A 14,069-nucleotide genomic window follows, 5' to 3' on the forward strand; every position below is an offset into this window, starting at 1 on the left:
TCCTTACTCCGCGGTTCTGCGCCAGCGGTCGGTGATGAAGTCCTTGATCGCGCTGATCCCGATGTCGTAGGTGGCGCCCACGACTGCCTCCGGGATGGCGGAGCGCCGGATGGCCGGGAAGTCAGGCGCCACGTTGTACTGGGTGCATTCCGTGGCGACGAACCAGTGGTCGGCGTAGCGGCGGTCGGCAGAGTCGACCTGGAGCGCATCGAGGGCGTTGTCGAAGGCGAGCGCGGCGTCCGGGTTCGCAACCAGGTCCGCGCGGATCCCATCGACCAGCATCGGGAGGTTGACGGCGTCAGCGGTTCCTGCATCGACCTCGACCAGCGTCACCGTCACCAGGATGATCCCGTCCGCGTCGAGTTGCTCGGGTGAGGAGATCCGGATGCTCTTCCCGTCGGTCCGCCGGGACTTGACCTCGTACCTCGGGCCTAGGGGGAAGACATAGTCCTGAGGACTGCCGTGCGGACCCCGCCAGGCCAGCGCGACCTTGGCTACCTCCGCTCGCCGCCCTAGGACGTGGACGCCGAACCACAGCTCGGCGATGAGGCCTCGCAGGGCATCTTCACTGAGCGGGGGTCGGGGCCCACGAGCGAACATCCGCTTCCACTCGGCGACGACCTTGAGCAGCGTCGCCACGCCCTGCGACTCGGTGGCCGCATCGGCGGTGCGGGACACCAGGTCGGTGGAGAACTGGAGGTAGGGCTCGAGGAAACGGCGATCGGTCAGTGACAGCGCCAGTGTCCACTTGTGGTCGCCAGTCCGCTGCCGTCGCTCCACCTCGATGATCCCGGATAGATCGGGGAGCGGCGGTTTGTCCTTGACGATGACGAAGATCATCGGATCATCGTGGTCGTTGACGCCGACGATGAATCGGAGGGGGTGGGAGGAATCGACCTCGAATTTCCCGGAACCTGGTGACGCTATGATCTCCCGCCAGCGCAGGACGAAGGTGTCAGTCATCGACCTCATCCGCGGTCTCGGACTCGTCGATCTCGATGAACCACTTCCGCTGCGCGACCGTGTTGATGACGTACTCGACGTCGCCCCGTGAGTCCTTGGGGTCACCGGCCCTGCCGGGTATGGCCAGCTTCACGGCGACGATGATCTGGTTGACATCAACTCCCTGCGGAAGCTTGTCGTCGTCGTTTGGCAGCAGCGGGTACAGCAGCATGGCTGGCCGGGGTAGACGGCTGTAGAAGATCGTTTCCGGAGGATTCTTGCCTTTGCCATCGGCAGGTGCGTCGGCGACGGCGGCCTCGACGTCATCTTTAGACAGGAGCACGGTGACGTCGGTGGAGCCTGCGAGTCGGCTACTCGCGCCGCTTACGCGCAGCTCCTTGTCCGCCCCCCTGTCCATTTTTCGCAGCGGGGGGCGGAACTTCTCCCCAGCGAACTCCTCCGGGGCCTGCTCCCCGCTGCCGTTGACCACTACGACGTCCCAGGTCTGGAACTCAGGTGCGGTCGCATGCCTGGCGAATGAGCTGAGCGCCGACGCGGAGAAGATCGCGTCCGACGGGTGTGCCTGGTACTGGCTGAGGAAGTCGGCGATGATGCGCTTCGGCACGCCGGTCCATCGCGGCCAGCGACCCGTCACGTTCCGGGTGGCGGTGCTCGCGGCGATCGCGTCGCCGAGCCGCTGGAACGCCGACCAGTTATCGGAGATCACCTTCTTGTCAGGGGACAGCTTGGTGGTCTCGATGCGTTTACCGGCGAGAGAGATGGTCTTGCTTCGGGTCTCGGCGGCCTTCATCTTGTTCTTGGCGGTGATCAGCAGCGCGCCAGGGTGCTTCTTGACCGCAATGCCAAAATCCTCCGGAGTGAGCTTCTGGCGGAGCATCAGCCGAAGATCGCGGCGGAGTTCCTCCACCGAGTCCGCGACGTGCCGGTAGTCGGAGGCGGATGCCTTATCGATCCAAACTCGGCAGATGTCCTTGTAGCCGTCGCGGTAGCCGAACCAGCGCGCCATCTGCATCAACGTGTCGGAGGCCACGACCCGGCGGTAGAAGTAGCTCACTGTCAGGCCCTGGAGTGTCAGCCCTCGGCTGAGCACGTCACCGCCGACGGCAATCATCCGCTGCGGCCGGTCCCAGTGCTCGTCCTCCTCGCCTAGGGCGCGATCCTTGTCCGAATTAAACAGCTGAACGCGGATGTCCGCCGCCGCGGCCGCGAGTACGTCCAAGACCTCCTCCCACGTCTCTGTGATGTCCGGGTACCGCCGCTCGAAGGTCTCCTTGACGATGTCGAGGGTCCTGTTCGGGTGGCCCATGCGGTACTGGGCTGCGTGGGCCTCGATCTCGTTACGCAGCGTGGAGACCTCGTCCTGCACCGCGTCGAATACCTGGCTCTGCACGCGCTTAAAACGGGAGACGTTCACGAGCATCGAGCGTGGCGCGCGCTGGCCTCGCAGGTCGCGGACCGCGTTGGCGACGAAGAAGGTTCGGATCGCCTCGCGGAGGGACTCGGGTACCTCTCCGATGTTCCAGTGCACCCTGTGCCCGAGGGGGGTGAACTCCTCGGCGTCGTCCAGCTCGACGAGCATCGCGTCGGAGGGCTCCTCAAGGGATCCGAAGGTGGCCTGCGAGCCCACGTAGTTGGACGGTGACTCGAGGCCGTAGATGTAGTGGCGCGGGAACAGATCGTTCTCGACCTCGTGGTCGATGAAGATGTTCGCGAACGGGGTCGCGGTAAACGCGACGTAGGAGCTTCGCGAGAACAGGTCGAGGATGCCACGAATGCCGCTGTTGATGGTCGTCGGGTTGTGGTCCTCTCGGGTGTTGACCGAGGCGTAGTCGGACTCGTCGTCGAGGAGCAGCAGGGGAAGGGGCAGCTTGCCGCCGACCTTGCGCTGCCGGCCCAGCCATTCGGTGAGCGCTTCCAGCACCGCCTTGTTCTTCTTAACCACGAAGACGTAGGGCTCGGCTGAGTCGGTGCCGACCGTGATGTTGGATGCGGCGAGGCTGCTGGTCCGGAAGTCCTGGATTACCGTCGTCATGCCTTGGGCGTTCGCGAGCCGCGAGTCCAGTGCCCCGACGCCGATGTAACGGGTCTGGGCGGGGATGCCGGGCCGGGCGACACTGAGGCTGGTGTCGCGACCGATGAGGCCCTCATCGACGCGCTCCTGGGTCTGCTGGCGCAGCGATTCCGTGTTCCCCGCCAAGACGATGATCAGTCGGTAGCCGGCATCGACCGCCTTGTTGAAGAGCGCGAGGTACGTAGAGGTCTTACCGGACTGAACCTCACCGATGACGAGGCCCCGACGGGCCCACGGACCCGCGGCAGTGGGGTCGCCGGCGAAGTCAAGGATCTCGTCGGTGAGGTCGTCCATCTTGTCGATGACTCGCGGCGGCCGTCCGTCGTTCAACATCCACTGCTTGAAGTTGAGCCATCGCGACCAGTCCATCTGCCGCTTTTTGTCCTGGAGCCATGGCTTGAAGTCCTCGCCGACGATGGCGACGCCCTGCTCGACGTCGATGCTGAGCCGCTCCGTCAGGCGTCGGACCAGTGCGGCGACATCCTCGTCGGTGGCGTCGGGCGCGGCCGCTCGGCGGTACTGCTCCACCATCTCGGTAAGGTGTGCCTCCGAGTGGGTCCTGCCAGCGAGCAATGCGCCGACGACCTTCTCCAAGGCCGCAATCTGCTCCTGCCTGTTTCCGTTGATCAAGATGCGGCCCTTCTCAACAGTGCTTCAGGGTTTTTGGAGAGTGTGAACGGTTCGACATACCGCAGTCGGGCGACGAAGTCGTCCGCGGACTCACCGGTTTGGCTGAACACGGACCACAGGGTGGCCGCGTAGTCGAGGAGCTCCCCCTCGTCCGAATGCTGGGGCGCGTGGACGTTGTCACCGCCCAGGCGGTTGTAGGCGTCCTCGACGGGAAAGGACGACTCGATGTTCCTCAACAGCTCACTCAGCAGCCGACGTGCGCCGTTGTCCAGTTGCTCGTCGAGAGCGGCGAGCAGCGGGTGCTCGCGGTTGAGCTCATATCGGAACGAGCCGCGTTCGTCGATGAGGTTCCACGTCCTGACGACCCTGTCCGAAGCCGCCGCGGGGCGGCCCCGGTACAGCTGAGCGCGCTGGCTCGGGTGGACGATTCGGTCCACCAAGCGCTTGAGCTGGTCTCTGATCTCCGTCGGCGGGACGGCCGCGGACTTCTTGATGTCAAGAGACCACAGGTGGTCGAGGGTGTTCGGGATGTCGACGCGGACGCGCGCCAGTTTGCCGAGGTCGTCCTTCGGCACCAGGCGGAACCACGTTCCCCAGATGACTAGGCGCCTGGCCCGGTAGATGTAGAAGCCCTGGCTGTCGCGCAGCCGGCCGGCGATCTGCGCGGTCTCCTTTTCGGCCTGCGTAAGCTTCGAGATGTAGGGCAGGGTGAACGGCTGCACGTCGATCCGTGCGCCGGCGACGTCAAGGCACTCGGCCGGCCCCCTCTGGGTGGCCCGGTGGGCCGTGAGGAAAGGGTCGACCACCTTCAGCCGGACGCCGTTCAGCTCCATCGTGACCTTGGGCTTGCCGTCCTCGCCCGAGAGGAAGCGATGGAAGACGAGTGAGAGGTGCGCCCGGGCGGAAAGCATCTGCTCGTTGAAGGCCTTGGCGAAGATCGTCTGGCTGGCGGAGGGGAGACGGTCGAGGCGCCGCCAGACGACCAAGGTCCCGCTCGGGTTCGCTTTGAATTCGCCGTAGCGGGGGAGGGTTGAGGCCTCCGCCTCGGAGAGGGTGAGCAGTGCCCAGCGCCTCGATCGGGTGAGGTAGTCGAGGTCCCAGCGCAGCGCCGTCACCACACCGTCCCGTTTGGTGACCACCGTGAGCTCACGGCATTGGGAGAGTGACGCGGTCTTAAGTCCTAAACCGAAGCGACCAAGGTCGTCGGGCCGCCTGCTCCTAGCGGCGCTCGTGCCCGCCAGACACATCGCAGAGCGAGCCTCGTCGGCGTTCATGCCGGTCCCGTCGTCGACCATGGCGAGGTAGGGCTCGGCCTCCGCGCTGAAGAAAAGCTCGACACGGTTCGCCTGCGCGGTGATCGAGTTGTCGATCAGGTCGGCGACTGCCGCCTCGAGGGAGTAGCCGACGGCTCTAAGCGACTCCATCAGCTGAGGCTCCGGAGGGAGTTCCTCCTCGTTCACACTTCTCCCCCGGTGGCGCACTGATACCCAACGGCCGAGCGATGGTCGTCGACGACAGCGAAATAGCTGGGCCAATCGTCAACTTTCGGCAACACAGCCCTTAGCGGCGGCGAAGTGGTCGATGTTACTTCGACCTTTGCGTCGGTGGTGGTCTCGAATAGCGGTACGCACTCAATGCCGCCATCTGTTCGCCACTCGATGGGGTAGGTCACGAATCGGCTCCTTCCGGTCCAATCGGTCGGACAACATGGACCTCGCACCCCCGTGATCGCGAGCAACGTCACACACCGCTGTACCTGCCGAGATGCGCCATCACAGCCTGGTTCGCCTCCCAACCATCGGGAAACTTGACTGGAACATTGAGGTGCACTGGCTCGGCTGACGGATGGGCGTCCAGCAGCTCCGCGATCCCCGCCCGGGCTACCACGATGCACGCCTGCCGGTGCCGGGACGTGAGCACGCACAACCGCCCCGACTCCAAATGGAACGCGGTCGCGTCCCGCCGCCCCGACAGCGGGTGCAGCACGATCGTCACGTCGTACTCGCGGCCTTGGAGCCGGTTGGCGGTGTCGACGGTGACGCCCGCTTCGGCCGAGCCGAGGTGGGCGCGGATGGCGGCGGCCTGGTCGCGGTGGGCGGTGCCGATGGCGATCCGGTCTCCGGTGACGGGCGCGCCGCCGGGCTCGCGTTCGGAGACGGCGACGGCTCCGCGTTCCAGCAGCCGGCGGGCCAGGGCGGCGCACGCGGCGGCGGCCTCCGCGTCGGTACGCAGCGTGTGCCGGGCGGGCAGCTCGTACAGCGCCCAGCCGGTCGCCGCCGCCGTCTCCAGCACCGCGTCGACCGGGCCGCGCCCGAACGCCGCCGTGGTGTACGACAGCGACCGGTCGCCCGGCGCCGACCCGGCCTGGAATCCGGTGTACGGGTAGAACGCCTCGGCGATCACCGGCGCGGCCGACGGCGGCAGCCGCCACGACACCGGCAGCCGGTGTACCGGCAGGTCCGGGTTGTGCCGCAGCAGCGCGGCCACCGCGGACTGCATCGGATCCCAGCTCAAGCCCACCCACCGCTCGGTCTCGACGGTGGAGAACGGGTCGAGCTGGCCGGGGTCGCCCACGAAGAGCGCCCGCTCGAACCGGCCGGCCACGCGAAGCAGCGCGTCCGAACGCATCTGGTACGCCTCGTCGACGATCGCCCAGGGCCAGCAGCCCTCCGACACCATCGACCACTTGGCGGCCGTACCGATGATGATGGACGGGCCGCCGAGATCGGCGACCTTGGCGGCGACCCGGACGGTCGCGTACCGCCTGATGCGCTCGGTGGCGCTGTAGTCGTTCGCCGAGAGCCGGCCGATGTGCAGGTCCGGCGCCTGCTGGGCGAGCCGGTCGATCAGGTCGTCGACCTGCTCGTTGGTCTGCGCGATGACGATCAGCGGCTCGCCGGCGCGGGCCAGCTCGATGGCGGCGCGGACGACCAGGGTCGACTTGCCGGCGCCGGGCGGCGAGTCGACCACGACGCCGCGATGCTCGCCGGAGTGCAGGTCGGCCAGCACCGCCGTGACCACCCGCTCCGCCTCGTCCGCCGCCGACCACGCCGCGCCTGCGCCGTCGGCGCTGCCGACGAGACGAGCCGGCGTCGGGACCAGGAGATCAGCCATTGGTCGCCTCCCAGAGCCCAACCTGGCCGTCCTCCGTCACCAGGAAGACGTCGATCCGCATGTGCCGAAGGGTGCCGGCCGTCTCCGCCAGCAGCGACCGGTAGCGCGGGGCGTCCGGGAAGGCCATCGCGACCCGGTCGCCGCTGTGCTTCTCGCGTAGCCGCAGCACCTTCACCAATGCGTCGGCGTACCAGTGTTTCGCCTGGAGCGTCGGTGGCGTCGGCTTCACCTCGCCGGCACGGCGCGGGTCGGCGTACGTCTTCGACGGGTAGCCCTTGACCTCGACGTGGAGGCGCTGCTCAGCTCGCTCCGCGACGACGTCGGTGCCTTGTTGCTTGGTCGCGGTGTTCGCCACCTGGAGCAGCTGCCAGCCCTGCTCCTCAAGCCACCGGCACAGCACGGCCTGGACGTTGCCCTCCCAGTCCCAGCTGCGTTCCGCGTTCGGCACGGGGCGCGGCAGCACCACCGGGCGAGGCGGCGCCGCCTCCTGGCCGCGGAGCCGATTGACGATGATCCCGCTGCTGCGGTCCCTCGTCAGGACTCCGAGCGACTCCATCTGCCGGCACCGCTGGTTGATCTGCTGGTGCAGCTTGCCGGTGGCGATCGCCAGCTCCCCGTCGGTCATTCCGCCCGGCCGTGCGCGGAGCCGGGCGATGATCTCCTCTTTCAGAGTCGGCTGGCTCACGACCACTCCTCCTGGGCGTCCTCGGCGTTCGGGGCGCCGTCGTCGAACAGCGCGGGCGGGCCACCATGGGTCCACGGCGTCTCTTCCCGCGTCGGGAAGGCGCCGGCCGGGAAGAAGGAGTCGGTGAGGGTGGTGTAACAGAGCCGCTCCCCCGCCTCCGGCACGCTGCCCGGCGGCGGAGTCAGCGACGACCCCATCCCACCGGTCAGTTCCAGCACCACCTCGCTCGTCCCGTCGTCGCTGCGGGCGACCGAAATGACCTTGGCCTTCTGGTTGCTCGGCCTGTCGGGCGAGTACAGCGTCGTGCCCGGGGTGACCAGCACCGGGTCGGGCGTGGTCACCGTGACCCAGGGGCGCAGGACGCGGCGCTTGCCGCTGCTGTCCACCCGCGTCGGGTTGGCGGCCATCACCTCGCCGACGAACGCCTCCCCGGTGAGCCGGTAGTCGGCCATCACCATCGGGTCGTCGTAGGCGCGCTGCACGTCGTACGAGGCTTGTGCCCGTTCCAGCCGGTGCAGCCGCTGCGCGGCGGCCACTGCCCCGTCGCGGCGGGGCTGCGGAAGGCCGCCGTCGTCCAGGTATGAGCAGAAGTTGGTGTAGGCGTCCCGGTCCTCGGCCCAGCGGGCGGCGATCCGCGATCCGGCCGGCAGCTCATGCAGCAGCGCGACGGCCTGCCACATCAGCCGCCAGGTCGGCTCGAGCTGCTCGCGCAGAATCGCCTCCAGCTCGGCGCGCCGCCGGTCGACCAGCGAGTCGGCGGCGACCGCCCGGTCGTACGCGGCCATCGCCGGCGCGAGGACCTCGTTGTCGAAGCTCGGGTCCGTGGCCGGACCGGCCGGCGGCGAGGTGACCGGATCCTCCGCGAGAGCGGCCGCCTCCGGGCCGGTCATCCCGGCCGGCGGGACGATCCACGCCATGAGCGCAGCGAGCTGGGCGTCCTCCATCGGGCTCTGGCCAGTGGCCCAGTGCAGGCCGAGCGCCTCGGTCATCGCCAGCAGCGCCGACGATCCCGGGTGCTCGGCCCGGTCGGCGAACCAGGTGAGCCAGCGGCCGAGCAGCGGCACCGACGGGTGTACCGGGTAGTCGCCGTCGGTGCGCCGGAACCGGGTGGAGCGGCCGAAGAGCCGGGTGAACGCGACGCCGCCGGGGTTCGGCACGAGCAGCTGGGGCGCGTCCGTGTACCGGACACGGATGTCCTTGCCCCGGTTCGCCGACACCGCCTCCACGTCACCGCGGAAGCTCTCGACGTACGGCAGGACGACGGTGGCCAGCGAAGCGGCGAAGGCGAAGCGCTGGTCGCGGTTCCGTGGCTGCGGCACGATCAGCAGCGTCGGGCTGCCCGGGTCGTCGCCGACCATCGCGGCGAGCGGCGCGTTGGCCTCGCCGGCCATGGTGAGCGGGATGAAGACCAGCGGCCGGTCGGCGACGTGCAGGTGCCGGACCAGGGTGATCCGCTGCGCGCGTTCGGTGACGACGGCTTCGGCGCGGGCGAGGCTGGTGAGCGTACTCATCCGGCCACCCCACTGAGCAGCTCGGCCCGCAGCCGGGCGGCGGCGCGCAACAGCTCCGCGGCCTCCTGCTGGTCCTCGGCGGGCGCCCGCTCGTCGCGGGCGATGGCCAGCGCCGTCTCCACCCGATCGATGCCGCCCAGTTCCTCGCGCACCGACTTGCCGAGGGCGGCGGTGCAGCCGCGGGCTTCGTGCCGGCAGAAGTACGCCAGCTCGCAGGCGGCCAGGCATTCGGGCGAGTACCGCGCCTCGACCTCGTGCAGCGCGGCGATCAGCGACTGCGGGGAGCGGGTGGGTACGCCCGTGTCGTCGGCCGCCAGGTCGAAGCTGAGCGTGGCCGGCAGCTCCGCCAGCAGCGCGTCGATCCGGGTCATCCGGGACAGCTGCCGGCGCAGCACGGCGAGCTGCTTGCGGACGTCGACCAGGACCGCCATCGGCTGATTGGAGAAGTCGCGGGGGCAGACCAGCACGACGTCGTGCGAGACGATCTCCGGGTCGTGGCCAACCTCTTCGAGCAGCTTGCGCATGGCCAGCACGTACACGGCGGACTGGATCGCGGCGGCGGCCACCTTGCCGGGGTCGGCCTGGCCGTCGATGACGGCGAAGCTCTTGATCTCGACGACGTGGAATCGGCCGGCGTGCTGGAACGCGATCAGGTCCGGCTCGAGGTAGGCCTGCTGGCCGGCGACGTCGAGCCGCAGTAACGGGTGGTCGAAGAGGGTGCCGGCCCGGTCGGGTTCGGCGGCGGCGCGGGTGAGCAGGGTGCGGGCGCGGGCGTACCGGACGTCGTTGCCCTCCCGTCCGGCCACCGACTCCAGGTCGTCGTAGGCGACCTCCTGGATCTCCAGGTCGAGCAGCTCGCGCAGCAGCCGCAGCAGCTCGGCGCAGCCGTTGGCCTTGACCTGCGCCTCAAAAGCGTTGCCCCGGGTGATGGCGAACCGGGACTGGCCGAACCGGGCCGGGTAGTCGATGTACGCGGCGAGGCGCTGCTTGTCGACGCCGGCGCAGTCCAGCACGGCGCGGCGGGCGCAGCCCGGGTTGCTGGTGAGGGCTGCGATGGTGCGGGCGTTGTGCCGGGCCGGGGCGACGCCGCCGCGGATGGTGGCCAGGCGCTGGGCGAGGTCGGTCATGCCAGCCCCCGGATGACGCGCAGGCGGCTGCCGTAGAGCTGCTCCGCCTCGTCCAGCCGGCGGGCGCGGTCGGCCGCCGCGGCGCGGTCGGCCCGGTCGGCGTCGGCGTGCACGGCCAGCTCGGCCTGGGCGGCCTTGATGACGATCGCCGGGTCGACGGCCTCGTAACCGTCGACGGCGCCGGGGATGCTGGCGGCGAACCGACGGAGCAGGCGGGCCACCGTGAGGGTCTGCTCCGGCATGCGCACAGCCTGTTCCGCGACCTTGATGGTGGCTGTCAGAAAGTCGACACGAGGGCTCAGCGGCCCGACGATGCGGCGCTCCAGCGGCCAGGTCGAGACGGCGAGCAGGCCGCGAGCCGGCGCGAGGTGCTCGGCGGTCAGGGCAGAGCAGAGATAGTACGGCCGGGAGCGCGGGGCGGTGCGGAACGAGCGCTCCTCGTCGCGGCGCAAGTGGGTCAGCTTGCCGGCGGCGAGACCGGGGCCGGCGGTGCCGAAGAAGGCGTTGTGCACCTCGGCGATCAGCTTCGGGGCGGCCGGGGCGGCGAGCAGGGTGAGGGCGTGGTGGACCTGGTCGCGCATCGACACCAGGGGCGACTCGACACGTGCGGGCTGGCTGTCGTCGGCCTCCGCACCGTCGGCGAGCTCGGTGATGGCCCGCTCCCAGTCCCGTTCGGCGGCCCGCAGTTCGGCGCGCAGCGCCTTGACGCGAGCCGCGTCGCGCGCAACCACCGCTCGTCGGACCGCCGCCCGCAGGTCGTCTATCCGACCTTCGAGGTCTTCTATGGACTCCGCCACGACGAGCATGCTACAAGTTCCAGTGTTTCCCAGCAATCCCCCGTAACCAGGATTGTTGATAAGCGGAACACTACTTACGGTGACGCCTGGAAGGGAGACCCGGATGGGCTGGGACCAGTCTCTACTCGACCAGGTTTTCGACCGGTTGGCCGAAGACGACGTGTCCGATGAGGTGGTCGACCTCGTGCTCGCGGCCTACGTCGGCGACGAGGCGCTCAACGGCGTCCTCGCCGGCGAGCCCGTCGATCTGCCGGAGCGGGACCCGACCCAGCGGCCCCGGCCGCAGCCGCTCTACCTGGAGTCCATCACCGTCGCGGGCTTCCGCGGCGTCGGTCCACAGCAGAGCGTCCGGCTGCAGCCGCACGCCGGCCTCACACTCGTCGTCGGCCGCAACGGATCCGGCAAGTCGAGCTTTGCCGAGGCCGTCGAGCTCGCCCTTACCGGCGACAGCGCCCGCTGGGCTGACCGCAACAGCGTCTTCAAGGACGGCTGGCGCAACCTCCACCACGGGTCGCCCTGCGAGATCGAGGTTCAGGTCCGCGCCGAGGGGGCCAGCAAACCCATTCGGGTACGCCGGACCTGGCGCGACGAGCACACCGACGCGGGCCATGGCATCGGCAGCGTCCTGGCCGCCGACGGGCAGCGCTACACCGGGACGGCGGAGCTGGGGTGGCGCAAGCCGCTCGACGCGTACCGGCCGTTCCTCACCGCGAGCGACCTCGGCCGGCTCATCACCTCCAAGCCCAGCGGCCTCTTTGACGCGCTGGCGCCGATCCTCGGCATGGACCCGCTCGTCGAGGCCGATGGGCGGCTGATGCGGGTCCGTCGGGACCTGAACGAGCAGATCAGCGCAGTGAAGACGGCCCGCGCCGCCCTGCGTGACACGCTGAGCGCCGTCGACGACCAGCGGGCGCAGGCCGCGGCCGCGCTCCTGGGCAAGCGGACCGTCGACCTCGACGCTCTCGATCAGTTGCTCGCCGACGCTGGCAGCGACACCGCCGATCCGGTGGCGGTCGCGGCCCGGCGCCTGGTCGCCGTCGCTCTCCCCGACGCCGGGTACGCCGCCGAAGTGGCCGACGAACTCGCCGCCGCCACGGCACAGGTCGACGGCCTCGCCACCACCCGTGCCGGCACCGCCGAGCAGGCGGCACAGTTGCTGCGGATCGCGGTCGCCTTCCACGACGACCACGGCGACGGCAACTGCCCGGTGTGTGGGGCCGCGGCGCTCGACGGTGTTTGGCGCGCTCGCGCCGACGAGACTCTGGCCCAGTTGCAGCGCGATACCGTGGCGGTCGAGGAAGCGCATCGGCGGCTGCGGGAGGCGCAGGCCCGGGCCGTACGGCTGCTCGACCTGGACCGGCGGATCAGCGTCCACGACCTGGAGGCGATGGCCGGCGTGCTCGACCAGCCGGAGACGGTGAAGCGCTACCGGGCCAAGGTCGACGATCTCTGCGCCGACGCGGCGTCGCTTCCTCCCGACCAACTCGCGGCGCGCCTGCGGACCGCCTACCCGCCGCTCGTCGAGGCGTTCACCGAGCTGCAGGAGCTGACGGACGCGTGGCTGCGGCAGCGGCACGACGCCTGGCGCGAGCATGCCGTCGCGTTGCAGGGCTGGCTCAGCCAGGCGCGGGCCGGTGTCGAGAATGACGCGAAGCTAAAGATCGTTAACGCCGCCCGCGATTGGCTTCGGACCGCGATGGCCGCGCTGCGCGACCAGCGGTTCGAGCCGTTCGCTCAGCGCTCGCAGCAGATCTGGGAGGAACTGCGCCAGGAGAGCAACGTCGAGCTGAGCGGGATGCGGCTCGACGGCACCAACACCCGCCGCAAGATCTCCTTCCCGGCCAAAGTCGACGGCACCGACACCTCCGCGATGGCCGTCATGAGCCAGGGCGAGCTGCAGGCCCTCGGCCTGTCGGTGTTCCTCCCCCGCGCCTGCGCCGACGACAGCCCGTTCCGGTTCGTCATCATCGACGACCCGGTGCAGAGCATGGACCCCTCGAAGGTCGACGGCCTGGCACAGGTGCTCGCTGGCCTCGCGGAGACCCGACAGGTCGTGGTCTTCACCCACGACAACCGGCTGCCCGAGGCGGTACGTCGGCTGCGAATCGAGGCCACGATCTGGGCGGTCACCCGCCGCGACGGGTCCGTGGTGGAGATCCGGAAGAACAGCGACCCGGTCGAGCGGTACCTCGCCGACGCCACCGCGATCCTCAGGGCCGAGGAACTGGCCGACAACGCGCGCTACCCGCTGGTGTCCGGCTTCTGCCGCTCGGCTCTCGAAGCGGCCTGCCATGAGCGGATCCGGCGGGAGCGCATCGCGCGGGGTGAGCGGCACGGCGACGTCGAGGAACTCATCGAGAAGGCGCTGACGCTCAACCAGGTGACCGCGCTCGCCCTGTTCGGGGACATGCACCAGGGCGGCAAGGTGTTCAACCGCCTCAACCAGCACGGCCGCTGGGCCGGCGACGCGTTCCGGGCCTGCAGGGAAGGCGTTCACGGGCCCGGGAAGTTCGACCTTGAGGTGCTCGTCCGCGACAGCCGACGACTTGCCCAGGAGCTGCGATGACTACTGCCGCCTCGCCGCAAGACTGCCTTGCCGCTGCTGACAAACTGCTGACCAGCGTCGTACGCGGTAACCGTGGCGCGTGGCCGCGTGCCTGTGCCTGGCTGCTCCGGCTCGCCCTTGAGGCAGCGATGGACGACTACTGGCGGCGGTCCCTCCGGGAGGTCGCCTCGATCCAGGCGCGGTCGCCGCAGTTCCTGATTCTTCATCACTACGCCGGGCGGCAGATCGCTGCGCAAGCTAGCTACGCGTGGTGGGCGCTGTCCCGAGCCGGCCACCACCGCAGCTACGAGCTGGGGCTCACCGCAGGTGAGCTCAACTGGCTGCGTGGTTTGGTCGCAGAGGTGGTAGACGGCCTTGCCACCCATCGGGTGGAGAGGACGGAAGCCTGACGACGGCCATTGATTGGGAACGCTGGGTTGATTTACCAGCACATGGACTATTCAAGAATCTCACCACCAGGTAACCTAAGCAATCCGAGTAGATCATGTACTGGATTGAGAAGCCCCCAGGGAGCTCGCCTTGAGGACACCTCGAACTCCGAACCAACAGAAGCTTGCTACATATTTGGAACGCTTCCAGCAAGAAACTCGCTACGGACGGGACCT

Annotated in this window: 11 protein-coding genes; 2 read left to right on the forward strand and 9 right to left on the reverse strand. The window is 69.1% G+C overall.

What is annotated here, in order from left to right; all coding sequences use genetic code 11:
• Window positions 1-3: 3 nt before the first annotated feature.
• The 9 genes from FHX32_RS26690 to FHX32_RS26730 all read right to left on the reverse strand — a co-directional run bounded on the left by FHX32_RS26690 (window position 4) and on the right by FHX32_RS26730 (window position 10,898).
• Window positions 4-963, reverse strand: coding sequence for a PD-(D/E)XK motif protein (locus FHX32_RS26690; RefSeq protein ID WP_167188846.1), 960 nt, complete (start codon window positions 961-963; stop codon window positions 4-6).
• On the reverse strand, window positions 956-3,664 hold the full coding sequence (locus FHX32_RS26695) for a Z1 domain-containing protein (RefSeq protein ID WP_167188849.1): 2,709 nt from the start codon (window positions 3,662-3,664) through the stop codon (window positions 956-958). Before FHX32_RS26695 ends, FHX32_RS26690 begins: the two co-directional genes overlap by 8 nt.
• Window positions 3,661-5,124: an ATP-binding protein gene (locus tag FHX32_RS26700; protein ID WP_167188852.1), complete on the reverse strand. Its 1,464-nt coding sequence runs from the start codon at window positions 5,122-5,124 to the stop codon at window positions 3,661-3,663. The genes FHX32_RS26695 and FHX32_RS26700 overlap by 4 nt, the downstream gene beginning before the upstream one ends.
• On the reverse strand, window positions 5,121-5,336 hold the full coding sequence (locus tag FHX32_RS26705; RefSeq protein ID WP_167188855.1) for a hypothetical protein: 216 nt from the start codon (window positions 5,334-5,336) through the stop codon (window positions 5,121-5,123). Before FHX32_RS26705 ends, FHX32_RS26700 begins: the two co-directional genes overlap by 4 nt.
• A gap of 68 nt (window positions 5,337-5,404) precedes the next feature.
• On the reverse strand, window positions 5,405-6,778 hold the full coding sequence (locus FHX32_RS26710) for an AAA domain-containing protein (RefSeq protein ID WP_167188858.1): 1,374 nt from the start codon (window positions 6,776-6,778) through the stop codon (window positions 5,405-5,407).
• On the reverse strand, window positions 6,771-7,463 hold the full coding sequence (locus FHX32_RS26715; protein WP_167188862.1) for a hypothetical protein: 693 nt from the start codon (window positions 7,461-7,463) through the stop codon (window positions 6,771-6,773). The genes FHX32_RS26710 and FHX32_RS26715 overlap by 8 nt, the downstream gene beginning before the upstream one ends.
• Window positions 7,460-8,974: a hypothetical protein gene (locus FHX32_RS26720; RefSeq protein WP_167188865.1), complete on the reverse strand. Its 1,515-nt coding sequence runs from the start codon at window positions 8,972-8,974 to the stop codon at window positions 7,460-7,462. Before FHX32_RS26720 ends, FHX32_RS26715 begins: the two co-directional genes overlap by 4 nt.
• On the reverse strand, window positions 8,971-10,101 hold the full coding sequence (locus FHX32_RS26725) for a hypothetical protein (RefSeq protein ID WP_167188868.1): 1,131 nt from the start codon (window positions 10,099-10,101) through the stop codon (window positions 8,971-8,973). The genes FHX32_RS26720 and FHX32_RS26725 overlap by 4 nt, the downstream gene beginning before the upstream one ends.
• Window positions 10,098-10,898, reverse strand: a complete 801-nt coding sequence (locus tag FHX32_RS26730) for a hypothetical protein (protein ID WP_167188871.1) — start codon at window positions 10,896-10,898, stop codon at window positions 10,098-10,100. The genes FHX32_RS26725 and FHX32_RS26730 overlap by 4 nt, the downstream gene beginning before the upstream one ends.
• Before the next feature lie 103 nt (window positions 10,899-11,001).
• Here FHX32_RS26730 and FHX32_RS26735 point away from each other — a divergent pair, with 103 nt between their 5' ends.
• Both FHX32_RS26735 and FHX32_RS26740 read left to right on the forward strand, forming a co-directional pair.
• Window positions 11,002-13,464, forward strand: coding sequence for an AAA family ATPase (locus FHX32_RS26735; RefSeq protein WP_167188874.1), 2,463 nt, complete (start codon window positions 11,002-11,004; stop codon window positions 13,462-13,464).
• Window positions 13,461-13,853: a hypothetical protein gene (locus tag FHX32_RS26740; protein ID WP_167188877.1), complete on the forward strand. Its 393-nt coding sequence runs from the start codon at window positions 13,461-13,463 to the stop codon at window positions 13,851-13,853. Before FHX32_RS26735 ends, FHX32_RS26740 begins: the two co-directional genes overlap by 4 nt.
• The last annotated feature ends 216 nt before the right edge of the window (window positions 13,854-14,069 follow it).

This window comes from Micromonospora sp. CNZ280, from assembly GCF_011759515.1.

What these genes read in the sequence shown, in the direction of transcription:
- FHX32_RS26710 (WP_167188858.1), bottom strand. Translation starts at nt 6,778, where the DNA reads ATGGCTGATCTCCTGGTCCCGACGCCGGCTCGTCTCGTCGGCAGCGCC.
- FHX32_RS26735 (WP_167188874.1), top strand. Translation starts at nt 11,002, where the DNA reads ATGGGCTGGGACCAGTCTCTACTCGACCAGGTTTTCGACCGGTTGGCC.
- FHX32_RS26720 (WP_167188865.1), bottom strand. Translation starts at nt 8,974, where the DNA reads ATGAGTACGCTCACCAGCCTCGCCCGCGCCGAAGCCGTCGTCACCGAA.
- FHX32_RS26740 (WP_167188877.1), top strand. Translation starts at nt 13,461, where the DNA reads ATGACTACTGCCGCCTCGCCGCAAGACTGCCTTGCCGCTGCTGACAAA.
- FHX32_RS26690 (WP_167188846.1), bottom strand. Translation starts at nt 963, where the DNA reads ATGACTGACACCTTCGTCCTGCGCTGGCGGGAGATCATAGCGTCACCA.
- FHX32_RS26725 (WP_167188868.1), bottom strand. Translation starts at nt 10,101, where the DNA reads ATGACCGACCTCGCCCAGCGCCTGGCCACCATCCGCGGCGGCGTCGCC.